The sequence below is a fragment of the Exiguobacterium sp. OS-77 genome (assembly GCF_000414195.2).
Classification (GTDB): domain Bacteria; phylum Bacillota; class Bacilli; order Exiguobacteriales; family Exiguobacteriaceae; genus Exiguobacterium_A; species Exiguobacterium_A indicum.
On the sequence record NZ_DF239008.1, the window covers coordinates 671,167 to 695,320 of the forward strand.

Annotated in this window: 23 protein-coding genes; 16 read left to right on the top strand and 7 right to left on the bottom strand. The window is 49.6% G+C overall.

The features are described from left to right. Nucleotides 1-28 precede the first annotated feature (28 nt). The 7 genes from EXG77_RS03180 to EXG77_RS03210 form a co-directional block, all read right to left on the bottom strand. Nucleotides 29-697 carry a DUF2225 domain-containing protein gene (locus EXG77_RS03180; RefSeq protein WP_035396248.1) on the bottom strand — a complete coding sequence of 223 codons (669 nt, stop codon included), beginning with the start codon at nt 695-697 and terminating at the stop codon, nt 29-31. Between the two features lie 24 nt (nt 698-721). Then, entirely contained in the window at nt 722-1,162 is a 441-nt protein-coding gene (locus EXG77_RS03185; protein ID WP_035396250.1) for a YaaR family protein, read from the bottom strand. 16 nt (nt 1,163-1,178) lie between these two features. After that, on the bottom strand, nt 1,179-2,066 hold the full coding sequence (locus tag EXG77_RS03190) for a flagellin (RefSeq protein WP_035396254.1): 888 nt from the start codon (nt 2,064-2,066) through the stop codon (nt 1,179-1,181). Next, the gene (gene fliS / locus EXG77_RS03195; protein ID WP_035396256.1) at nt 2,063-2,455 is read right to left on the bottom strand and encodes a flagellar export chaperone FliS; all 393 of its coding nucleotides are present in this window, start codon (nt 2,453-2,455) and stop codon (nt 2,063-2,065) included. Before fliS ends, EXG77_RS03190 begins: the two co-directional genes overlap by 4 nt. Then, nucleotides 2,452-2,742 (bottom strand): EscU/YscU/HrcU family type III secretion system export apparatus switch protein, encoded by a 291-nt coding sequence (locus EXG77_RS03200; RefSeq protein WP_035396258.1) that lies wholly within the window; start codon nt 2,740-2,742, stop codon nt 2,452-2,454. Before EXG77_RS03200 ends, fliS begins: the two co-directional genes overlap by 4 nt. 11 nt (nt 2,743-2,753) lie before the next feature. Further along, entirely contained in the window at nt 2,754-4,595 is a 1,842-nt protein-coding gene (locus tag EXG77_RS03205) for a hypothetical protein (protein ID WP_035396260.1), read from the bottom strand. A 94-nt stretch (nt 4,596-4,689) separates the two neighbouring features. Beyond that, nucleotides 4,690-5,196, bottom strand: coding sequence for a competence protein ComK (locus EXG77_RS03210; protein WP_023469249.1), 507 nt, complete (start codon nt 5,194-5,196; stop codon nt 4,690-4,692). Between the two features lie 252 nt (nt 5,197-5,448). Here EXG77_RS03210 and EXG77_RS03215 point away from each other — a divergent pair, with 252 nt between their 5' ends. From EXG77_RS03215 to uvrA, 16 genes are all read left to right on the top strand, one after another. Next, nucleotides 5,449-5,649: a cold shock domain-containing protein gene (locus EXG77_RS03215; protein ID WP_023469248.1), complete on the top strand. Its 201-nt coding sequence runs from the start codon at nt 5,449-5,451 to the stop codon at nt 5,647-5,649. A gap of 281 nt (nt 5,650-5,930) precedes the next feature. Continuing rightward, nucleotides 5,931-6,494: a ribosome hibernation-promoting factor, HPF/YfiA family gene (gene hpf / locus EXG77_RS03220; RefSeq protein WP_023469247.1), complete on the top strand. Its 564-nt coding sequence runs from the start codon at nt 5,931-5,933 to the stop codon at nt 6,492-6,494. 84 nt (nt 6,495-6,578) lie between these two features. Beyond that, on the top strand, nt 6,579-6,707 hold the full coding sequence (locus tag EXG77_RS16600; RefSeq protein ID WP_255343755.1) for a hypothetical protein: 129 nt from the start codon (nt 6,579-6,581) through the stop codon (nt 6,705-6,707). 3 nt (nt 6,708-6,710) lie between these two features. Beyond that, nucleotides 6,711-9,230: a preprotein translocase subunit SecA gene (gene secA / locus EXG77_RS03225; protein ID WP_035396263.1), complete on the top strand. Its 2,520-nt coding sequence runs from the start codon at nt 6,711-6,713 to the stop codon at nt 9,228-9,230. A gap of 68 nt (nt 9,231-9,298) precedes the next feature. Then, nucleotides 9,299-10,399 carry a peptide chain release factor 2 gene (gene prfB / locus EXG77_RS03230; RefSeq protein WP_023469245.1) on the top strand — a complete coding sequence of 367 codons (1,101 nt, stop codon included), beginning with the start codon at nt 9,299-9,301 and terminating at the stop codon, nt 10,397-10,399. Nucleotides 10,400-10,459: 60 nt separating this feature from the next. Beyond that, the gene (locus EXG77_RS03235; RefSeq protein ID WP_035396267.1) at nt 10,460-11,227 is read left to right on the top strand and encodes a bifunctional 2-polyprenyl-6-hydroxyphenol methylase/3-demethylubiquinol 3-O-methyltransferase UbiG; all 768 of its coding nucleotides are present in this window, start codon (nt 10,460-10,462) and stop codon (nt 11,225-11,227) included. After that, nucleotides 11,227-11,730 carry a GNAT family N-acetyltransferase gene (locus tag EXG77_RS03240; protein WP_035396270.1) on the top strand — a complete coding sequence of 168 codons (504 nt, stop codon included), beginning with the start codon at nt 11,227-11,229 and terminating at the stop codon, nt 11,728-11,730. Before EXG77_RS03235 ends, EXG77_RS03240 begins: the two co-directional genes overlap by 1 nt. 97 nt (nt 11,731-11,827) lie before the next feature. Further along, nucleotides 11,828-12,697: a YitT family protein gene (locus tag EXG77_RS03245; RefSeq protein ID WP_035396273.1), complete on the top strand. Its 870-nt coding sequence runs from the start codon at nt 11,828-11,830 to the stop codon at nt 12,695-12,697. A 116-nt stretch (nt 12,698-12,813) separates the two neighbouring features. Next, nucleotides 12,814-13,185 (top strand): cytochrome c551, encoded by a 372-nt coding sequence (gene cccB, locus EXG77_RS03250; protein ID WP_119182604.1) that lies wholly within the window; start codon nt 12,814-12,816, stop codon nt 13,183-13,185. A gap of 195 nt (nt 13,186-13,380) precedes the next feature. Then, nucleotides 13,381-14,067 carry a cell division ATP-binding protein FtsE gene (gene ftsE, locus EXG77_RS03255; RefSeq protein WP_023469240.1) on the top strand — a complete coding sequence of 229 codons (687 nt, stop codon included), beginning with the start codon at nt 13,381-13,383 and terminating at the stop codon, nt 14,065-14,067. Further along, nucleotides 14,057-14,956, top strand: coding sequence for a permease-like cell division protein FtsX (ftsX, locus tag EXG77_RS03260; RefSeq protein WP_023469239.1), 900 nt, complete (start codon nt 14,057-14,059; stop codon nt 14,954-14,956). Before ftsE ends, ftsX begins: the two co-directional genes overlap by 11 nt. 40 nt (nt 14,957-14,996) lie before the next feature. Beyond that, nucleotides 14,997-16,382, top strand: coding sequence for a M23 family metallopeptidase (locus EXG77_RS03265; RefSeq protein ID WP_035396277.1), 1,386 nt, complete (start codon nt 14,997-14,999; stop codon nt 16,380-16,382). Between the two features lie 94 nt (nt 16,383-16,476). Then, nucleotides 16,477-17,901, top strand: coding sequence for a S41 family peptidase (locus tag EXG77_RS03270; protein WP_035396280.1), 1,425 nt, complete (start codon nt 16,477-16,479; stop codon nt 17,899-17,901). 22 nt (nt 17,902-17,923) lie between these two features. Continuing rightward, a complete protein-coding gene (locus tag EXG77_RS03275; RefSeq protein ID WP_035396282.1) occupies nt 17,924-19,087 on the top strand; it encodes a PDZ domain-containing protein in 1,164 nt (387 codons plus the stop codon). Between the two features lie 205 nt (nt 19,088-19,292). Continuing rightward, nucleotides 19,293-21,260 carry an excinuclease ABC subunit UvrB gene (uvrB, locus tag EXG77_RS03280; protein WP_035396284.1) on the top strand — a complete coding sequence of 656 codons (1,968 nt, stop codon included), beginning with the start codon at nt 19,293-19,295 and terminating at the stop codon, nt 21,258-21,260. Nucleotide 21,261: 1 nt separating this feature from the next. Then, nucleotides 21,262-24,117: an excinuclease ABC subunit UvrA gene (uvrA, locus tag EXG77_RS03285; protein ID WP_035396286.1), complete on the top strand. Its 2,856-nt coding sequence runs from the start codon at nt 21,262-21,264 to the stop codon at nt 24,115-24,117. Nucleotides 24,118-24,154: the final 37 nt, after the last annotated feature.

The window sequence follows — 24,154 nt, forward strand, 5'->3', positions numbered from 1 at the left end:
CGTGATCCTCCTTTTTTATGTAGTTTCGTTAGACGTTATGTGTTTCACGATACAATTCCCAATGTTCCCGTGCTTCTTTTTTTGTCCGGTCCGACACGGTCTTACTTTGGAAGATGAGACCATACCATTGTTTCGCATCATCCGTCCGTTTTAAGACAGCATATAGGTCGCTGATCCGCAGTAAGAGAACATCGTGAGGGATACCGGTACGAACAGCATCGGTATAATTCAGATACAGGGCTTCGTACTTCGTGACGGACCGTTCCATCCACTGCAATTCTTGTACTTCGTCTCCGAGCATCCGGTACATCCAGGCAATCCGGACACCGAGCATGGCAAGAATCGCCTCTTTTTGTCCGGTCACTTGCGCTGTATAGAGAGCTAATTTATACAATTGTAAGGCTTGTTCAATCGTTCGTTCAGTTGCTGCGAACGGTAACACCGGAAGCGTCGGCAAGATTTGTTCTTCGAGCGTCTGACGCACGTCAGTACGCAACTTTTCAAACGACTCATGAAAGACGAAGCGACAGTGGGAACATTGAATCGGTTCATACAGGTAGGGGTTCGATCCTTGGTAATGAACAAAACCATCAAAATCCGTTCGCTCAACCCGGATATGACGCGACAAGACACGCTTCGTCTCTGTTTCTTTTAAGCAATAGGTACACTTACATTTTTTTAAATACAACTCAGGCATGGATAATCTCCTCGTGTTGTCGGATTAGACAAAGACGTTGACGAGCATGCCTTTGATTTCACCGACTTGATCTAAAATATCAAGTCGTCTTGATTCTCCGGATAAGACGGTGTCCGTCAATTGCAGTAGTTTCGTATCGACTTGTTCGACGACTTTATAGATTTTCGTCCGTCCGCGGCGATTGAAGCCGCGTTTCTCTTCTAGTTGTTGCGACTGATCCAGTGCATCCTTTAGAAAGTCCTTGATTTTTTCTTTGTAGCTCTCTAAATTTTCAATCGTATGACTCTCAGCGAGGAGTTGACCGTGCTCTTCGACGAGCAGTAACTTTTGTTGGAGACGTTCATAGCCTTTATGTTCTCGTTTATCCTGCATTAAGGCAGAGAAGGTCGTCGATGCCTCGACTTCCCGAGGACCGGACCGAACTGCCTGAAGCCGTTGTGTTTCTTGAATGCGGCGAATGTCCATAGCTGACACTTCCTTCTTAGTTGAGTAGTTGCAAGACGCCTTGCGGTAATGCGTTCGCTTGGGCAATCATGGCCATGCCGGATTGGTTAAGGATGTTGTACTTCGCATACTCCATCATCTCCCGTGCCATATCGGTATCGCGAATCCGTGACTCGGACGCCGTCAAGTTCTCACGGCTAATACCGAGGACGGAATTTGTTGCTTCGAAGCGGTTTTGGATTGCACCAAGCTTCGCACGTTGATTTGACACGCTATCAATTGCCTTTGTATAGAGAGAAACAGCAGCATCTGCACTGTTACTTGTCATGACGCTCAAAGCATATTCGTTCGTGCCACTCGTTTCCGTCATGGCAACACTACTCGACGTTGGGGCTGTCGTAGTACTAATACCAAGTGCTAAAGAACGCATATCCTCTACATTAATGGAAATTCCCTCGTTAGCACCAGTATTTGTTTGAATGAAGAGAGTACTTTTCCCTTCACTAAAATCGCCCGTCAGGATATCTTTGCCGTTGAACTGGGTCGTCTTTGCGATCCGTGTCACTTCATTCGTCAATTGATCAATCTCTGATTGGATCGAAGAGCGATCTTCAGGAGCAAGCGTTCCGTTACCTGCTTGGACAGCGAGTTCACGCATCCGTTGTAAGAGACTATGCGTTTCATTCATGCCGCCTTCTAAGGTTTGTACCATCGAGATACCGTCCAGAACGTTTTGTTCTGCTTTATCGAGTGCTTGCAAGCGATTCCGCATCTTCTCAGAGATGGCGAGACCGGCTGCATCATCCGCAGCGCGGTTAATCTTTTGACCGCTTGAGAGTTTATCCATCGTTGTCTTGACATTTAATTGATTCGCCGTCAGGTTGCGATACGCCTTTAGTGCTTGGACATTGTTTGAGATTTTCATTCGTATGCCATCCTTTCATATCCTGCATGATGGGCTGCCCGAGCGAGCGGGCGCTTATTTGTACTTGCTGCTTGCCATGTAACCAGTAGTTCTTCAGCAAGGAAAAGTGCTTCTGTGAGCAAGTGATGTTCTGTATAGGCACGCAGCGTCTGATGACCGAGATAGAAGTACAACGCTTCGAGTTGGGACGTGATGATCCCGCCGTCGTCATGCAGTCCTTCGGAGAGCTTCGTCAGTAGCGCGTAGGCTTTTTGCAGACGTTCATTCATGTGATCAAATGCTTTTGCTTCAATCGCCATCATTGCCTGTTCGTACTGAAATACAAGTCCTTGAAACATTTTTTCCGTCAATTGTTGTGGGGTCATCTGATACAGTTCTTGTTCTGTCATGTCTGTCGTCCTTTCGCGTGGTCCAGTTCTTCGATCAATAAGAGGAGTTCTGCCATGACGTCGTAGAGTTGTGGTGGAATCGCGGTCCCAAGGTCGAGATCGAGCAGATGACCGAGTAACGAGGTATCGTGTTCGACAGTGATTCCGTTGGCGCGTGCTTCCTGTAAGATCCGGTCTGCCGCTTGTCCTGTTGCGCGAGCAACAACGACGGGTGCTTGTCCGGACGCTTCATCGTAACGCAGAACGGCAGCAGATTTCCGGTGCTTCAAATCGATTTTCTGGTACATGGCTTCCTCCTTTAAATCCGGTAATCATACCCGTTTGGTGTCTCATCCTTTTGTTTGGCGACGTCTTGTCGTTCTTCCTTCGTGAACGGTCGGAACTGAATCCGGACATCTTGATAACCGGTCGCTTCTAAGGCGTCCGTCGTCCGTTCAAGGAACGGTGCAGCGAGTCGCTCGAGAATCGGCAGATCGTTTTCAATTGTGATTTGCATCTTCCGGTTGACGGTTTCGACACGTACGCCAATATCCCCGAGGCGTTTCGTATTCAGCTGGACGTACAACGTATTGTTTTCCCAGTCGATTACTTCATCCGGTCGCTTGTTTTGAAGGTGAACATGAAGACCGGCCGTCGCTTCGACGATCTGGACCGGAAGCGATAATAGAATCTGATTCAACTGATGTTGATTGTCAGGCTTATTGATTTGCTGTTGCGTCGTCAAGAATGACTGAAGTTTCGAAGCTTCCGGATTGAGAGTCGGAGCAGCGAGCTTCAACTCGGCACTTTGTAGCTGCAGTGCTTTTTGAACCGTTTCTTGTAAGACCCGCGGACTGTTTTGTTTCGGCTCATACGGTACGAGCTTTGCCGGTGCATCGCTTGGCGTTCGTGTGCTTGGTGCGTTCCATTCTGGTAAATAGGTCGGACGGACGTTCGCTGGCGCGTAGCGGAAGGCTTCAAAGCCCGTGCGGACTTCTTGCAGCAGTGCCTTCGCTTCTGTTCCCCGACCAAGGGAAGCGAGTTCAGCACCGCGTTCGAGCTTCGATAAAAAGTGGATCAACTGTTTTTCATCCCGCATCGTCGTATGCAACATCGCGTCCGTTTGCTGGAACATCTGCTTCAAGCGATGTGCTGTACTTTCGATGACAGCGACCATTTGCACCGGGCGGGACTCGACGAGTGGTTCGATTTGTCGCAGTTGTGACACGATCGTTCGCTGTTGGCTCTTGAAGTCGTTCGTCACCTCCGCTAAGCGAGGTGTCACCTCTCGGACGAGGGTCAGAGCTGAACGCGTCGCAGTTGCGGGCTCGAACGGACTTGCGGCACGCGCCGTCAGACCGATCAATTGCTCACGGACACTCGTCTTCGGCTCGAGTGGAGCTTGCGGGAAGTGAGGTGTCAGTTGTTTACGGACCGTTTCGACGTCTCCTTGCTCAAGCGCCGTAATGAGTGCGGAGCGTTCCTTCGCTGGTAAATGTTCAATGTACTGACGCATATGCAATGGTGTTGCGTCTTCGATATCACGCTGCGTCGGTAAGGTGACGCGGGCGACGTCAAGCGCAACGGCTTTTTCGAATGTCGGTTGGTTGCGTAAGGCGTCGCGTTCCGGAAGGACATCGACAAAGTCTTCGGTCGTCGCTAACAGACTATCGATCAAGAGTTCCGCTTCTGGTGGAAGGGCGTTATCAGGACGCGAGACGAGTTCAAGGACAAGATCCTTGTAGCTGCCTTGTAGAGCCGTGACCAGTTGGGCGACGACTTCCGGTGTTTGAGGTAACTGACCGCTCGCAAGGAGTTTTGCGACAGCCGGTTTCAGTTCTGCTGGCACGCCTTCGAGTAAAGCGGGATCGACGTTTGACGGAATCGAGACAGTGGACGGTGTTTCAGCGTCAGGTCCTGAGACAGCCGGTAGCTGTTCAATCAGATAACCTTCTGCCGTTTGACCTTTTACTTTAAACTGGAAATCACCTGTCGGAACATCTCCAGTGAATGTCATCTCGATTTTATCCCGTCCGACCTGAACGAGCGCCGTATGCGGTCCGGTTTGTTCCAAGACGGTTCCTTTATATGTCTTCGTCTCCGAAAGAGCGGTTTGTCCGGCAGGTACCGTCGAACGAGCTGGATTCAACTGGATATTCATCAAACGTCCTCCTTTTTTCAAAATACATCATCTTATTATATATCGGCAGAAACGAAAAAGGGTTGAGCGAAAATATCGCCCAACCTTCGTTTTTTCAAGATTTGATTGCATTAAAGCGTTCCTCTAATGTCATCGCGTTCAATTGTTGATAGCGAGCCATAAGCTCACCTGTTGCTTTCATTTGGTTGCGGACGATGTAAGGAGAGGCGTTCACGGGAAGGATCATGCCATTGCGGGTCTTCAGCTTAGTCTGTCCATCCTCTTCGAGGACATCAATCATATGACTCCAAGCGTACCATTCGCAATCATCACGTTTCGGTGATTTGGTAGGGAAAAAGACGAGGCCGAGTGACGGTTCGATGACAATCGGGACTTTTCCTTTCACGGATGCGACACGTTTTGCGGTGACGATCCGTTCCTCAATAGAACTATTGTACTGCCTGCACGATAATTGCAACAGTTGATACGGTCGAAGTGGCGTCATGATGGTAGAACCATCTTCTAGCACGATGATGGACTGCTTCATCATGTCGTAGCAAGGTAAGATTGCTACGGTCCGCTTCGTGATTCGATACTTTTCATCATTATGGAATGGTCGCATGTCGACTACATCCTCCTCAAATGGGACAATGGATAAAACAGGTAATTACTAACGATATAATACAATATTACAAATGTAATGACAATGTAATTTTTTGAAATATAGAACAATGTCTTGGTGGAAATTGATAATTACGTGGTAATGGTTTCTAAATAATCAGAATTTTTAATTGTCAATAATTCCTTCTTTTGATAAACTAATTCGTGAGAGCTTGCTCTCGTACTCTGGTTTGCGAAGGGAACGTGAATTCGAATGGAACAAGGTAAAGTCAAATGGTTTAATGCTGAAAAGGGTTATGGATTCATCGAAACGTCTGACGCGAAAGACGTCTTCGTACACTTCTCAGCGATTCAAGTCGATGGCTACAAATCACTTGAAGAAGGCGAAGAAGTGGAATTTGAAATCGTTGAAGGCGATCGTGGTCCACAAGCTGCGAACGTTTCAAAGATCTAATCCAATAGCAGCCGCCACCGTTTTTAGGCCATCCGCCTAAAAGCGGTTTTTTGTTTTGAATCTATTTGAAACGGGTATATACGTTAACATCAACATGCTTCAATATTATCGTACGCTAAGAATCGGAGTGAACGTTCATGAGAATGTCATCGTTTTCATGGTCTTCCTTCACTTATCGTGCTATAATAAAAACGAACCAAAAGAATTTCGAATATTCAGAAGGAAACGACTGGATTATCTCGAATTCATAGGTTCAACCGGTTACTTAAGGAGGAGTTTACATGATCTACAACATTCGCGGTGAAAACTTGGACGTCACAGATGCTCTCAAGGATTACGTCGAGAAAAAGCTTGAAAAGTTAACTCGTTATTTTACAACTCCTACGGAAGCGCAAACGGCTTATGTCAATCTCAAAGTCAACAATGAGAAGCAAAAAGTCGAAGTGACGATTCCAATGCCAAACCTCTTGCTCCGCGCAGAGGATATCAATGGCGATATGTATGCAGCCATCGACCTCGTCGTCGATAAGCTCGAACGTCAAATCCGGAAACACAAAACGAAGTTGAACCGGAGAGGACGCGCTAAAGAAGGCGGCATCGGAGAGTACTTCAAAACGCTCGAAGGACCGGAAGCGGAAGCGCCAGTCTATGAAGAGGACGAGGCAGAACTCGAACTCGTTCGGACGAAGCGTTTCACACTCAAACCAATGGATACGGAAGAAGCGATTCTTCAGATGGACATGCTCGGGCACGCATTCTTCGTCTTCTCAGACGCAGAAACGGGCAACACGAACGTCGTCTACCGTCGTAAGGATGGTCGTTACGGTTTGATTGAACCAGAATAATGAATGCAACAGGGACTCGCGCTTACGGGCGAGTCCCTTTTTGATATGATGGAAAACTATTTTTAAACACGATACGTTTGCTCTATGACGAAAGACCGAGACCGCTACTCGGTCCGCTTGTTGAAATTTGACGTCGTATTCGGTACACTGAATAAAGGAAAAATCTCGGAATTCTGTTCGTTCAAAGAATCGTTCGAAGTAAGGGGACTGTAAGGCATGGCTAATTTTCTAAAAGAATTATTTGCACCAACGAAACGTGTCCTGAAGAAAGCCGAAAAAGCAGCAGACGCTGTGGAAGCGCTCGAGACACAAATCGGTGCGTTATCGGATCAAGAACTCGAAGGAAAAGTCGTTGAATTCCGTGAGCGTCTCGCTAACGGAGAAGACTTAGATGATATTTTACCGGAAGCTTTCGCGGTCTGTCGCGAAGTGTCAACACGCGTTCTCGGCATGCGCCACTACCGCGTTCAGTTGATCGGTGGATATGTCCTACACAACGGGGACATCGCCGAAATGAAGACCGGGGAAGGTAAGACACTCGTCGCAACACTCCCTGTTTATTTGAATGCCCTCGCTGGCAACGGCGTTCACGTCGTTACCGTCAACGAATATCTCGCAAAACGTGACCGTGACATCATGGAACCTCTTTATGCGGCACTTGGTTTATCAGTCGGCTTGAATCTCTCAAGCATGTCGCGTCAGGAAAAACAAGCAGCCTACAGCTGTGACATCACGTACGGAACGAACAACGAGTTCGGTTTCGACTATTTGCGTGACAACATGGTCCTGTATAAAGAAGACCGTGTCCAACGACCGCTCCATTACGCTGTCGTCGATGAAGTCGACTCGATCCTCGTCGATGAAGCGCGGACACCACTCATCATTTCAGGGTCTGCCGAGAAATCGACAGCGCTCTATTCGCAAGCGGATACGTTTGCGAAAATCATGAAAGCAGATGAAGACTACACAGTCGACATCAAAACGAAGAGTGTCCTATTGACAGAGCAAGGGATCGACCGGGCTGAGAAGTATTTCGGCATCGATAACCTGTTCGGTCTCGAGCACGTCTCACTTAACCATCACTTGAGCCTCGCACTGCGAGCAAACGCCGTCATGCATCGCGACGTCGACTATATGGTGCGTGAAGACGAAGTCATGATCATCGACCAGTTCACAGGTCGTGTCATGGAAGGGCGTCGTTACTCAGAAGGTCTGCACCAAGCGATCGAAGCGAAGGAAGGCGTCGAGATTCAACGCGAATCGATGACACTTGCGACGATCACGTACCAAAACTTCTTCCGGATGTATACGAAGCTTGCCGGGATGACGGGTACAGCGAAGACGGAGGAAGAAGAATTCCGTAACATCTACAACATGCACGTCGTACCGGTTCCGACGAACAAACCCGTCGTCCGAAACGATATGCCGGACTTGATCTTCAAGACGATGAACGGGAAGTTCGCTGCCGTCGCAGACGAAATCGAACGCGCCCACCGCGAAGGACAGCCTGTCCTCGTCGGTACGGTTGCCGTTGAGACGTCGGAGTTACTCAGTAACATCCTCAAGAAACGTGGCATTCGTCACGAAGTCTTGAACGCGAAAAACCACGCACGTGAAGCGGAAATCATCGAGAACGCCGGTCAAGCGAACTCGGTCACGATCGCAACGAACATGGCCGGTCGTGGTACCGACATCAAGCTTGGTGAAGGTGTCTTAGATAAAGGTGGTCTCTTCATCCTCGGGACAGAACGTCACGAATCACGCCGGATTGATAACCAGCTCCGTGGTCGTGCTGGTCGTCAAGGAGATCCAGGGGCATCACAATTCTATCTGTCACTTGAAGATGAATTGATGCGTCGTTTCGGTTCCGATTCGTTGCAATCGATGATGGATCGTCTCGGAATGGATGATTCGCAACCAATCGAGAGCCGGATGGTGTCTCGTGCCGTTGAATCGGCTCAAAAACGCGTCGAAGGCAACAACTTTGATGCGCGGAAACAAGTCCTCGGCTACGATAACGTCATGGCAGACCAACGGAAAGTCATGTACGCGGACCGGGCAGCGATTCTTGATGCGGGTTCCGTGTCAGATATCGTCCGTCCGATGATCGAGCAGACGATCGAAGCAGGCGTCCATCAGTACACGCCGGTCGAGTTCGTCCCGGAAGAGTGGAGCATCGGTGCGCTTGCAGAATGGGCGAACCAGACGCTTGCGATCGAAGAGAAGGTCACGGAAAGCGACCTCTTCGGAAAAGAACGCGAAGAAATCATCGAGTTGCTCAAAGAGCGGACATTCGCACACTACGAGCACAAACGGTCAGAAGTACCAGCCGAAGCATTCGATGAGTTCGAAAAAGTCATCGTCCTTCGTGCCGTTGACCAACACTGGATGAACCATATCGATCAGATGGATCAACTCCGTGAAGGGATTCACCTCCGGGCATATGGTCAAAACGACCCGCTCCGTGAATACCAATCGGAAGGTTCGATGATGTTTGATGCGATGAACGCTGCGATCGCTGAAGAAGTGACACAATTCGTCCTTCGGGCAGATCTCGATCCAAACCTCAAACGCGAAAAAGTCGTCCAAGACGAAGTCGCGGTTTCGGGTAAGGAAGATAAAGCGGTCAAGAAAAAGCCGGTCCGGAAAAATCCAAACGATCAAATCGGACGCAACGATCCGTGCTGGTGTGGATCCGGTAAGAAATATAAGAACTGTCACGGCCGTCAGGCATAAGTGATGAATCGACTGAAAGAGAGGCAGGAGATTCCTGCCTCTTTTCACGGAAAGAGAAGGTGGAACACATGGAATTAGCAGAAATTCGCAACACCGCCGAGTGGATGGAAAAGAAACTCGACGAATATAAGGCATCACTCGACCTCGAGTCGAAGATTGCCCGGATCGAAGAACTTGAAAACGAGATGACGTACCCAGACTTCTGGAACAACCAAGAATCGGCACAAAAAGTCATCGATGAGTCGAACGGCTTAAAAGCGATGGTCGACAAATACAAAGAACTCGAAGCAGGTCACGAGAACGTCGCTTTGACGTACGAATTGATCAAGGAAGAGCCGGATGCGGATCTTCAAGAAGAGCTCGAGTCAGAACTTGGCGACCTTAAGAAGAAGTTCGAAGACTTCGAACTCCAAATCCTCTTGAACGGCGAATATGACGCGAACAACGCGATCCTCGAGCTACACCCAGGTGCAGGTGGTACCGAGTCGCAAGACTGGGCATCGATGCTTCTCCGTATGTACCAACGTTTCTGCGACAAGCAAGGCTGGAAAGTCGAAACGATGGACTACCAACCGGGTGATGAAGCGGGTGTCAAATCGGTCACGCTCCGTATTCAAGGGCACAATGCCTATGGATACTTAAAAGCCGAAAAAGGGATCCATCGTCTCGTCCGGATCTCACCGTTTGACTCGTCAGGTCGCCGTCATACATCGTTCGTCTCGTGTGATGTCATGCCGGAATTCAACGATGACATCGACATCGAAGTCCGTACGGAAGATTTACGGATCGATACGTACCGTGCCTCTGGTGCCGGTGGTCAGCACATCAATACGACAGACTCGGCTGTCCGGATCACACACGTTCCAACAGGCGTTGTCGTCTCATGTCAACAAGAACGGTCGCAGATTAAAAACCGTGAAGCGGCGATGAAGATGTTGAAAGCGAAACTTTACCAACGCGAAATCGAAGAGCAACAAAAGAAACTCGACGAAATCCGTGGTGAAAAATCGGATATCGCATGGGGTAGCCAAATTCGTTCGTACGTCTTCCACCCATACAGCATGGTCAAGGATCACCGGACGAACTATGAAGTCGGGAACACGCAAGGAGCAATGGATGGTGACATCATGGGCTTCATCGATGCGTACCTCCGTCTGATGAATATGTAAGACAATCAACCAGTCGGACGATGTTCGACTGGTTTTTTGACCGTCAAAGGGGGAACAGTCATGCAGGAGCAAAGTCGGATCAACAAACAGGCGTGGGAGTACCGGGCGTATGAGTTTTGGGAGAAACGCGACGGAACACCGGCAGAATATGCTGCGATCATCAAACAAGATCCAGCCGCATGTTTGAAGAAACATCGTCGTCATTTCGAAGACGTCGCCGGGAAGACGATCGCGAACATCTGTGGTTCGAACGGACGCAAGGCGGTGCCGTTAGCGTTACTCGGGGCGGACGTCACGGTGTTCGATATCTCAGAGGAGAATGCCAAGTATGCGCTTGAACTGGCGCACTATGCTGAGACATCAATCCACTATGTCGTCTGCGATCTCTACGCGATTGACCTTGAACGATATCGCGATACGTTTGATCTCCTTTACTTAGAAGGTGGCATTTTGCATTATTTTGCGGATCTCGAGCGTTTTCTGCAGATTCTGTTTACGATCTTGCGGCCTGGCGGTCAGCTGATCCTTAGCGATTTTCATCCGGTCGGACGCTGGATTGATGCGGATTTGACGTATCGACCGCGTTATTTCGATCAAGCGTTGCAATCAGGCGATTTGGCGTATAAGACACACTTTACGGACGCGGAACAAACCGATTTTCCGGACGTCTCCGTCCGTTACTTTACGCTGAGTGAGATTTTAAACGGCGTCATCGCAACACGTTTCACATTAGAACGATTCGACGAGCATCGTGGCTGGAACGGTGAGAACATCCCGTCCGAGTTCACGCTACTCGCAACGAAACCACTCGAAGGGAGCAATAGCTGATGATTATCCGTAAAGAAGGCTTCAAGGATGCAGCGGGAATTCGGCTTGTCCATGAAGCAGCGTTCGAACAACCGAACGAAGCGAACCTCGTGGATGCGTTACGCGAGGATGAAGCGGCGCAACCGGTCTTCGGTCGCGTCGCCGTGACCGACAAAGGGGAGATCGTCGGTCATGTTCTCTTGAGCCGAATCCATATCGGTGACATTTCGTCGCTTGCCTTAGCACCGGTCGGTGTGTTGCCGGCTTGGCAACGAAAGGGGATCGGTTCTGAGTTGATCCGCCAGGTGATCGAGGATGCACGAGACGCCGGTGAATCACACATTGTCGTACTTGGTCACGACAGCTACTATCCACAGTTTGGTTTCGAACGGGCGATCGACTACGGTATTGAGCCACCGTTCCCCGTTCCGCCAGAAGTCTTTCTCGTCCTTGCCCTCGAACGGAATGGGTTGCGTGGCGTCAGCGGCATCGTCCGCTACAGTCCGCCCTTTAGTGCGGTATAAAGGGAACACTGTGAGTTGTTCCGCCTCTCTAGTCGTTGTCTGACTTTTCCGCTAAAATGAAACACGAGAATCAATCGATAAGGGGAAATGGAATGTCATGACATCGACACGTCAGGAAGTCGTGCGCGATTATGCGTATTTGTTAATCGGGTCCTTGTTCGTCGCAAGTGCCTTTAGTTTATTTTTAGCACCGAATCAACTCGCTTCAGGAGGCGTTAGTGGCTTATCGATCGTCTTGAACGATCTGTTCGGGATCTCACCCGGCTTGTTCCAACTTGTCGCGAACGTCGTCTTGCTCGCGATCGGGTGGATGATCCTCGGGATGGGTTTTGGCGTCAAATCACTTGTCGGGTCGATCTTTTTACCGGTCGTCATCCTTGTCTACGAGCGGTTCGATGTTCCGGCTGCGACGATGAATCCGATGCTTGCTGCGATCTTCGGTGGTGCCGGTGTCGGGATCGGACTCGGTCTGATCTTCCGGGGACGTGCCTCGACCGGGGGAATGGATTTGATTGCGCAAATTTTGCACCGTTTCACAAAATTGCCACTCCATCTCTGTATCGCCTTGCTCGACGGAACGATCGTCATCAGTGCAGCGACAATCTTCTCGCTTGAGATCGGACTGTACGCGCTCGTCGCCTTGTTCATCACGATCAAGATGATCGACGTCGTCCAACTCGGGATCACGAACGACAAGCTCGCCTATATCATTTCCGATCAACGGGAAGCGTTAGTGAAGGAAATCTTTGAGACTCTCGATCGCGGAGCGACGGAGATCGAGGCAGCGGGTGCGTTTACGCGGGCACGGAAACCGATGCTGATGGTCGTCGTCCGCCAAGGAGAGATCACAACGCTTAAAGAGATCGTCAAACACATCGACCCGTCGGCGTTCCTTGTCGTCAGTGAAGCGCATGAAGTTCTCGGACTCGGTTTTACGGACGACAAACGCTACCGGAATGTGCCGTAATTGTTCCAAACTCGTGAAGTTTTTGTGAAATCATGCTTAACTCTTCTGCATAACGGTTATACTCTAACTAGGATCAGAAGCGTTTACTTAGATACTTACAAGAGGGGGATATCCGGATGAAGCTGAAAAACTTGTTACTCACGTTAGGGTTAGGCACGACGCTTGCACTCGCAGCATGTGGTGGTAGTGACGACTCCAGCTCTAGCGATTCGTCAAGTACGAAGGAAGAGTCGACGATGAACGATGATTCGTCGAAGACGGAAACAGCTGTTGATGCGGAAAAAATCTTCGCGAACAACTGTGCATCGTGTCACGGGAACAACCTTGAAGGAAATGTCGGACCAAATCTGACGAAGGTCGGCTCGAAATACTCTTCAGAAGAGATTCAAGAGATCATCAAGAACGGGAAAGGGCAAATGCCGGCTGGAATCCTCAAAGAGGATGAAGAAATCGTTGCCGTTGCTGACTGGCTCGCGGATAAAAAGTAATTATGGGATATGATGGGGTATGAGATGACAGACACGACATGTGTTCGTCATCTCGTACCTCTTTTTTATGGTATCATCGCTTGAAATGACATTTGATTGTAATGTGCGTTCAATTTCGTCCCTGTTATAATGGTGGTCGGTAGGTTTTTAGACCTATCCATTCAGCATCAGTAAATAAGTAAGGATGTGAAGTACGTGATCAAGATGCAACGAATCAGTAAGATTTATCCGAACGGCGTCACGGCACTCCGTGAGGTCGATTTGACGATTGATCAAGGCGAATTCGTCTATATCGTCGGTCCGTCGGGTGCGGGTAAGTCAACATTCATGAAAATGATGTACCGCGAAGAGAAACCAACGAGCGGTTCATTTTTATTTAAAGGAATCGAAGTCGGTAAGTTGAAGAACCGTCAAATCCCCGAACTTCGTCGCCAAATCGGCGTCATCTTCCAAGATTTCAAACTACTCCCGTCATTGACGGTTTATGAAAATGTCGCCTTCGCATTAGAGGTCGTAGGAGAAGACAAGTCACAAATCCGCCAGAAGGTGCTCGAGGTACTCGATCTCGTCAAGCTCAAGCATAAGGAACGGAACTATCCGGATGAATTATCTGGGGGCGAACAACAACGAATCTCGATCGCGAGAGCCATCGTCAACCGTCCGTCACTCGTCATCGCCGATGAACCGACAGGAAACTTGGACCCGGATACTGCATGGGAGATCATGGAAGTGTTCGAAGAGATCTATCGCCGTGGGACAACGGTCGTAATGGCGACACACAACCGAGACATCGTCAACAAGATGCGTCATCGTGTCTTAGCGATCGACGGTGGAAAAATCGTCCGAGACGAAGAGAAAGGAATGTACGGCTATGAAGTTTAATGGATTCCGTCATTTACGGGAAGGGGCAAAAGGTCTCGTCCGGAACGGCTGGATGACATTCGCTTCAGTCAGTGCCGTTACCGTCACACTACTTCTCGTAGGAATATTCGCAATGCTCATGTTCAACGTCAACAAGATTTCTGATAACGTCGAAAAAGATGTCGAAATCCAAGTCTTTGTTGAACGGGAAGCAGACCAAGCAAAAATTGATTCAGTTGGCGATTCATTGAAGCAATTACCGGGTGTCGCCTCTGTCCGTTATAGTTCGAAAGAAGAAGAACTGGACCGCTTCAAGGAGCAACTTGGCGAAGGTTCACAAGCGTATCGGTCTGTTGAAAAAGATAACCCGCTTCACGATCGATACATCGTCAAAGCTACCTCACCAAAAGAGACAGAAACACTTGCAAATTCCATCAATAAAATGGAAAATATAGATAGTGTCGAATATGGTAAGGACTATGTTAAAAAGATGTTTAACTTCCTTGAAGGAGTTCGGATCGGTGGAATCATCCTGATCGTCGGTTTGACGTTCATGGCGATGTTCCTCATTTCGAATACGATCAAAGTCACGATCTTCTCCCGTCGTCGGGAAATCGAGATCATGCGTCTCGTAGGAGCGAAAAACGGATTCATCCGTGCACCGTTCTTCGTTGAAGGGTTGTTGATGGGGATATTGGGTGCGATCATCCCAATTGTCGTTGTCTACTTTGGTTATGAAGCCTCGTATAATGTGATTCAACCTCAACTGGCAACGATTAACGAAGGAATCTTCTCACTGATTCCGCCAGGACAATTATCACTAGAGGTCGTCTTAATCTTACTCGGTCTCGGTGCATTTATCGGTGTCTGGGGATCGACAACGTCACTCGGTCGTTTCTTGAAGATTTAATCGATTCATTTAAAAATAAAATAGAGGAGAGATGCTTCTCATGAAAGTCCGATTCTATTCTGTCGTCCTGAGCTTAGCTTTGATTGGAACTAGCGTGTCCGTTCATGCCACGTCGAAAGAAGATTTGTTGAAGGAACAACAGGAGGTCGAAAGCCGTCTAAAAGAGACGGAACGATCACAGAATCAGACATCAGAGAAGTTGATCTTGACGAAACAGCAGCGCAAGGAAGCCCGTGCGCAACTGGATGAAGTCAACAGCCGTTTGGATGATTTAGCGCGTAAGATAGCCGATCAACAAGCGGCTGTTGTTGCATCTAAGGAACGATTACGTCTGACGGAAGAAGCCATTTCCGAAACGTTGAAGGAATTACATCAACAAGAAGATTTACTAGGAAGTCGCTTACGTGCCGTCCAGCAAAAAGGAGACGTTACCTACATCGAGGTCTTGCTTGACGCGAAAGACTTCGGTGATTTGATTTCGCGCTTCAGCACAGTCAGTGAGATCATGAAGCAAGATGATGATGTCCTGCAAACATATAAGGCGAACGTCATTCAGTTGAACGAACAGCGATCCGATCAAGCGTTGTTGCTCGAAAGTCTGAAGCGGGAGCAACGGAAATTACTTGTCCTTCAGACGCAAATCATCTCAGAATCGGAGTTGAAGCGAAAGCTGGTCGTCCAGTTGAACACGAAGGTAAAAGCGTTGCAACAAGAGCAGTTCTCAAAAGCTGAAGAAGCAGAAATTCTCGCTGATCAGCGACAGTTGATTCAAAATGAACTGGCTGCACTGAAAGAAGCAGAACGAAAAGCAAAAGAAGAAGCAAAGCGACGGGCAATCGAGGCAGCACGTCAAGCCGAAGCGAAGCGAGTAGCGGAAGCCAAACGGCAAGCAGAAGCTGCGCGTGCTGCTGCAGCGAAACAACAGGAAGCGGATGCTGAGAAAACGAAGCCACCCGTCCCTGAAGTCGAAGTACCTTCTGAAACACCTGATACACCAGCAGACGTCGATTCGAATCGCCCATTTCATTTACCGGTGCAAGGCTATGTCTCATCACCGTTCGGTCCACGAAACAATCCGTTGACTGGAAAGCCGGAGATCCATAAGGGAATCGATCTCGTCAATGCGAAAGGGACACCGATTCATGTGGCAGCCGGAGGAATTGTTTTGCGTGCAGGCAGTGCGACGGGGTACGGCAATGTCGTCATGGTAACTCATTTAATTGATGATCAGGTCTATACGACCGTTTATGCCCACCTGGAGTCAATCGATGTCAAAGCCGGTCAAACGGTCATGCCGGGTCAAACCGTCGGCACACTTGGATCAACCGGCTGGTCGACAGGACCGCATCTGCATTTCGAATTGCATAAGGGAGAGTGGGCTGCCGGTCAACCGAATGCAGTCGACCCGGCACCGTACATCTTTTGACATCCCATAGAATACTGAAAAGATAGGGTAACCTATCTTTTTTTGCTATACTGAAAAAAATAATGCGTTTTTTAACGGAAGTGGGGAATCAAGCGTGAAAAAATCTACAACAGCAGTCATCGCGGTCAGTACCTTCGGGCTTGGTTTAGGGGCAGGCGCCGTCGGAATGTTAGCGGCTGGCGGAACGGATTCTGTCTCGACGTCATCGTCGTCTGCGAATGCGACGGGTGATTGGAAAAAAATTGATCAGGTCCGTCAAATGATCGAACAGAACTATCTAGAAGACGTAACGGATAAAGAACTGCTGGACGGTGCGTTATCCGGTATGGCGGAAGTGCTTGACGATCCGTATTCCGTCTATATGGATGAGTCGGAAACAGCATCGTTCAATACGAATCTATCGTCTTCGTTCGAAGGAATCGGTGCGACGCTTGAACAAAAAGGCGAGTCGATTGTCATCGTCTCACCAATCAAAGGATCACCCGCTGAAAAAGCTGGCATCAAACCGGGTGACGTCATCTTAGAAATCGACGGCAAGTCGACGAAAGGGCAAAAGACGGATCAAGCCGTCAAGAAAATCCGTGGTGAAAAAGGAACGAATGTCGTCCTGACGATTCAACGCAGTGGACAAGACGCGATGGACATCACGATCAAACGGGATACGATTCCGATCGAGACGGTCTATACGTCGACCGAAGACGTCAACGGGAAGAAGATTGGTGTCTTGCAAGTGACGCAGTTCTCAGAACCGACGGCTAAAGAGTTCGAGAAGGGGCTCGCGAAACTCGAGAGTCAGAATATCGATGGACTCGTCATCGACGTTCGCGGAAATCCGGGTGGTCTTTTGACGGCTGTCTCAAGCATGATTGCACCGTTCATTCCGAAGGACGTTCCGATTTATCAAGTCGAGAACAATAAAGGGGAGCGGCAGCAGGAATTCGGGAAGGCAGACGAGAAGAAACCGTATAACATCGTCGTGCTCGAAGACGGCGGATCAGCGTCTGCATCCGAGATTTTGGCAGCAGGTCTGAAGGAAGGTGCCGGGGCTGAGGTCGTCGGTACGAAATCGTTCGGTAAAGGTATCGTCCAAAGTGCCTATGACTTGAAGGACGGTAGCGATTTGAAGTTAACGACGAACAAGTGGCTGACACCGGACGGCAACTGGATTCATAAAAAAGGCGTTAAGCCGACGATTGAAGTCAAGCAACCGGCGTACTTCAACGTCACGAAGATCCTGACTGATCAAAAGTCACTCGCAGTCGGCGATTATGGAAAATCAGTCGAAAATGCTCACCTCGTCCTCGAAGCAATCGGTTACGAGCCAAAAGGACAAAATGGGTATTTCGGTGACACGATGAAGCAAGCCGTCGAAGCCTTGCAAAAGGATGCGAAACTCGACGTCACTGGAAAAATCGATCAGCAGACAGCGGGTGAGATGGAGACGCGTCTCCTGAAGAAACTCGAGGACGATAAGAATGACGTCCAGCGGAAAAAAGCACTCGAGGTCGCTGCTCAATAATAAGGAATGGAAAGAGGTCTGAATGCGCGTGGAATTACTCGATGAAATTGGTTGGACCGCGATTAGTCTCATCGCCAGTCCGACCTTGTGGTTAGCACTCCTTGTCAGTTGGGTCATCGGCATCCGGCGTGTTAAACGGGAACGTGGACTGTTTCGCTCCCGGACACACGGTAAACGAAGCGATGTCCTCGAAACACTTTTACCCGGGTTACTAATTGGTCTCGTCCTGTCTGTCGTCAGTGGCTGGCTCGGATTGACGCTGACGCCGCAATACGCTCTGTTGTTACTCGGACTCTCGAGCGTCTTGCTGTTGGTCGGTATCGTTCGCTTGAACGTACCGCTTTGGCCGATCGTCTTGCTTGGACTTGCCGGTTGGTTCCTAATGGATGCACGTCTTGATCCGGTTCGAGCGGTTGAGCCGAAAATGATTTTATTGCTTGCGACGTTAACGCTCGTCGCGGAATGTCTCCTCGTCTGGTGGCGCGGGCAACGACGCCTGTCACCGTCACTCGTCGTCTCGAAGCGTGGTCGCTTCATCGGTGGGCTGTCAGCGAATAAACTTTGGCTATTGCCTTTGCTCGTCTTTGTTCCGGGCGACGTGCTTGAAGCCTGGTGGCCACGTTACAGCTTCCCAGAGCTCGTTCCGATCGTGCTTTGGTTACCAATCGGCTTCAGCTTCCTCTTTACGGGTAAGTTGCCGAAAGAATTGATGCGTCCGCTCGTTCAAGGACGTTTGATCACGAGTCTCGTCGCGATTCTACTGACGGTTCTTGCATACGTCACCGGACAAGCTGAATGGTTGTACGGAATCGTCTTGTTGCTCATCCTGCATATCTTATTGCATCAGCGGGTCAAACGCTTGAACCGGGCACAGACACCATTGTTCCTCAATGGAACGCGTGGTGCCGTCATTCTCGGAACGCTACCTGATAAACCGGCTGCTGAGATGGGCTTGATTCCGGGTGAAGCCATCTACAAGGTCAACGGCGAAAAAGTCGATTCGGAAGCATCGTTCTACGAAGCGATCCAAAAACACAAACCGTATCTGCGTCTTGAAGTCATGAACCATAACGGCGACATCCGGTTTGCGCAACGTGCCTTCTATGAACAAGATCATCATGAACTTGGTATCCTGTTCGTCAACGAGCCGGTCCATGGTCGCACTAAAGTGCGGTCCTTGCATTAACGAGTAAATCCCTGTCACGGAACAGCCGTGACGGGGATTTTTTTGTCGGCAGAAAAACCGAGGATCAACACTCGAAGCAAAAAGAAACTTTTGCATTTTCGAAAAAAAGGGTAACTTCCTAAAAGGAGTACTTCATAATCGAATGTTTGTTCGTAAAGTGGTACAATAAAAATAGATTTTTTACGTGATGAGGGGGAAGCAAACGATGGAATTTGAACTCGTTTCACCATTTGAGCCAGGCGGTGATCAGCCGACGGCAATCGAAAAATTGGTGACTGGGCTAAAACAAGGCGAACGACATCAGACGTTGCTTGGGGCGACCGGTACCGGGAAGACGTTCACGGTCTCGAACGTCATCAAGGAAATCAAGAAACCGACGCTCGTCCTTGCCCACAACAAAACACTAGCGGGACAACTCTACTCGGAGTTTAAGGAATTCTTCCCGAACAATGCGGTCGAATACTTTGTTAGTTTTTATGATTATTACCAACCGGAAGCGTATGTCCCATCGACGGATACGTTCATTGAGAAAGACTCTTCGATCAACGACGAGATTGATAAACTACGTCACTCGGCGACGTCCGCCCTGTTCGAACGGGAGGACGTCTTGATCGTTGCATCTGTCTCGTGTATCTATGGTCTCGGTAACCCGGAAGAGTACAACAACCACGTCTTGTCACTGCGTGTCGGCAATGAGATGGGGCGAAACGAGATGCTCCGTCGTCTAATCGACATCCAGTATGAGCGTAATGACATCGACTTCCAGCGCGGACGGTTCCGCGTCCGCGGAGACGTCGTCGAAATCTTCCCGGCGTCCCGCGACGAACAGTGTGTCCGGGTCGAGTTCTTCGGTGACGAGATCGAACGGATCCGTGATATGGATCCGCTGACAGGTGAGATCGTCGCGGACCGCGAGCACATCTCGATCTTCCCGGCGTCCCACTTCGTGACGGGGGATACCCGTCTGCAGAAGGCGATCGCGAACATCGAGAAGGAACTAGAGGTCCAGCTTGCGAAGCTACGCGAAGACAATCAGTTGCTCGAAGCGCAACGGCTCGAACAACGGACGAACTACGACCTTGAGATGATGCGTGAGATGGGCTATTGTTCCGGAATCGAGAACTACTCGCGCCATTTGAACTTGATGCCGGAAGGGGCAACACCGTATACATTGCTCGATTACTTCCCGAAGGACTTCTTACTCGTTGCCGATGAGTCACACGTCACATTGCCGCAAATTCGCGGGATGTATAACGGGGACCAGGCACGGAAACAAGTCCTCGTCGATCACGGTTTCCGTCTTCCGTCGGCAAAAGACAACCGTCCGTTACGGTTCGAGGAGTTCGAGGAAAAAGTCAGTCAGGCGATCTATATCTCAGCGACACCAGGACCGTATGAACTCGAACATTCAAAAGAGATGGTCGAGCAAATCATCCGTCCGACCGGTCTCGTTGATCCAACGATTGAGATTCATCCGATTACGGGACAAATCGATTACTTGATGGATAACATCCGTGACCGGGTCGCGAAGAACGAACGTGTTCTCGTGACGACACTGACGAAGAAGATGGCAGAAGACTTGACCGACTACTTGAAAGAGAATGGTGTCAAGGTCAACTACATGCACTCGGAGATCAAGACGCTGGAACGGATTGAAATCATACGTGACTTGCGGCTTGGGAAATACGATGTCCTCGTCGGGATCAACTTATTACGAGAAGGACTCGATATTCCGGAAGTCTCACTCGTGACGATTCTCGATGCCGATAAGGAAGGCTTCTTGCGTTCGGACCGTTCGCTGATTCAAACGATTGGTCGGGCGGCGCGGAACGCGGAAGGACACGTCATCTTGTTTGCTGATAAAGTCACCGATTCGATGCAACGCGCAATCGATGAGACGGAACGCCGTCGCGCGATCCAGATGGCGTTCAACGAAGAACATGGCATTACGCCGCAGACGATCAAAAAAGACGTCCGTGGTGTCATCAGTACGACGATCGAGAGCGACGATACCGTCGAAAAACTCGAGAAGTTCAACAAACTCAAAAAACCGGAGCGCGAAACGTTGCTTGAACAGCTTGACCAAGAGATGCGTCAAGCGGCGAAAGACATGCAGTTCGAACGAGCTGCTGAGCTCCGCGACCTCATATTAGAATTGAAAGCAGGTGCCTAAGTTGGGAGAAAAGAAGAATCAGATTATCATCAAAGGCGCTCGCGTCAATAATCTACAAAACATCGATGTCGAAATTCCCCGCGATCAGCTCGTCGTCTTGACGGGCTTGTCCGGGTCAGGGAAATCGTCGCTTGCCTTCGACACGATTTACGCGGAAGGACAACGACGTTATGTCGAAAGTTTATCAGCCTATGCCCGTCAGTTCCTCGGACAGATGGATAAACCGGATGTCGACACGATCGAAGGACTGAGTCCAGCAATTTCAATCGACCAGAAGACGACGAGTAAAAACCCACGGTCGACGGTCGGAACGGTCACAGAAATCTATGATTATCTGCGTCTCTTGTACGCACGAATTGGTAAACCGATTTGTCCAAATCACGGAATCGAGATTTCGAGCCAGACGATCAGTCAGATGGTCGACCAAGTGATGGAGTTACCGGAGCGGACGCGTCTGCAAATTCTCGCGCCAATCGTTTCCGGACGAAAAGGAACTCACGTCAAGGTGCTCGACGATTTGAAGAAGGAAGGCTTCGTCCGCGTTCGTGTCAACGGAGAGACGATGGATCTCGCCGAAGAGATCACGCTTGAGAAAAACAAGAAACACTCGATCGAAGTCGTCGTCGACCGTGTCGTCGTGCGACCAGATGTCGAAGCCCGTCTTGCGGATTCACTGGAGACTGCACTTCGCCTCGCGGACGGTCGGGTCATCGTCGATACGATGGATGGCAACGAATTGTTGTTCAGTGAACATCATGCTTGTCCGATCTGTGGCTTTTCGATCGGCGAACTCGAACCACGGATGTTCTCGTTCAACTCACCGTTTGGTGCTTGTACGTCATGTGACGGTCTCGGAACGAAGCTTGAGGTCGATGTTGATCTCGTCGTGCCGCATCCCGATAAGTCATTGAACGAAGGGGCAATCGTAGCGTGGGAACCGACAAGCTCGCAGTATTATCCACAATTGCTCAAAGCGGTCTGTGACCACTTTAAGATCGATATGGATACACCGTTCGAACAGTTGTCAGAAGAACACCGTGAAACGATCTTGAACGGAAACACGAAGGAAGAGATTCACTTCCGTTATGAGAATGACTTCGGGATGGTCCGAAATACGAACCTCTACTTCGAAGGGGTCCTCAATAACTTACAACGTCGCTTCAAGGAGACGTCGTCTGATTATATCCGGGAACAGATGGAAGGCTACATGGCGAAGAAGGCGTGTCCGACGTGTAAAGGACATCGCTTGAAACGGGAATCGCTCGCCGTCAAAGTATCCGACCACCATATCGGTGAAGTGACGAAGATGTCTGTTAAACAAGCGGTCATGTTCTTCGACGAACTACCGGAGAAATTAAGTGAGAAGGATCAGACGATTTCGCGGATGATTGTTCGTGAGATTCACGAACGGGCGTCGTTCCTTGAGAACGTCGGTCTCGATTACCTGACGATCTCACGCGCAGCCGGTACGTTGTCCGGTGGGGAAGCGCAACGGATTCGTCTCGCGACACAAATCGGTTCGCGTCTAACGGGCGTCCTCTACGTTCTCGATGAACCATCGATCGGTTTACACCAACGTGATAATGATCGTCTGATCAATACGCTGAAGGCGATGCGTGATCTTGGCAACACGTTGATCGTCGTCGAACACGATGAAGACACGATGATGGCAGCCGACTACTTGATCGATATCGGACCTGGTGCCGGCGATCACGGTGGATTCGTCACGGCAGCCGGGAAACCAGAAGAGTTGATGCAGGATGCGAACTCGTTGACTGGTCAATACTTGTCCGGGAAGAAGTTCATTCCTGTTCCGTCAACACGCAAAGAGCCAGATGGTCGGATGCTTCATATCCACAAAGCATCGGAAAACAACCTGAAGAACGTCGATGTCGACATTCCGCTGGGTCTGTTCGTCGCCGTCACCGGTGTCTCGGGATCCGGGAAATCGACGTTGATCAATGAAATTCTTTATAAGACGATTGCGCACGAGATGAACCGGGCGAAAGAAAAACCGGGTGCTCATAAAGGGATCACCGGTCTGGATCAAATCGATAAGGTCATCGACATCGACCAGTCACCAATCGGTCGGACACCACGCTCGAACCCAGCAACGTATACCGGTGTCTTCGATGACATTCGGGACGTCTTTGCTTCGACGAACGAAGCGAAACTCCGTGGTTACAAAAAAGGACGCTTCAGTTTCAACATCAAAGGTGGACGCTGTGAAGCGTGTCGCGGTGACGGGATCATCAAAATCGAGATGCACTTCTTACCGGACGTCTATGTTCCGTGTGAAGTCTGTCACGGTAAACGCTACAACCGCGAAACACTTGAAGTGAAATATAAAGGCAAAACGATTGCCGACGTGCTTGAGATGACGGTCGAAGATGCACTCGCCTTCTTCGAAAATATTCCGAAGATCACGCGGAAATTGCAGACGATCGCTGACGTCGGTCTGACGTACATGCGTCTCGGTCAACCCGCGACGGAACTGTCCGGTGGGGAAGCGCAACGTGTTAAACTCGCGTCCGAGTTGCATAAGCGCTCGACTGGGAAGACAATCTATATTCTCGATGAGCCAACGACAGGACTCCACGTCCACGATATCGCGCGTCTCCTGAAAGTGTTGCAACGTCTTGTCGACAATGGCGATACGGTACTCGTCATCGAACACAACTTGGACGTCATCAAGACGGCCGACTACTTGATTGATCTTGGACCTGAAGGTGGCGACGGTGGCGGAACAATCGTTGCTGCCGGTACACCAGAACATATCGCTGAAGTTGAAGCATCCTACACGGGACGATACCTCGCACCTGTCCTTGAACGCGATGCGGCACGAATTGAATCGTGAAACTTTTGTGGATGAGGATTCGTAGGGAGGAACTAAG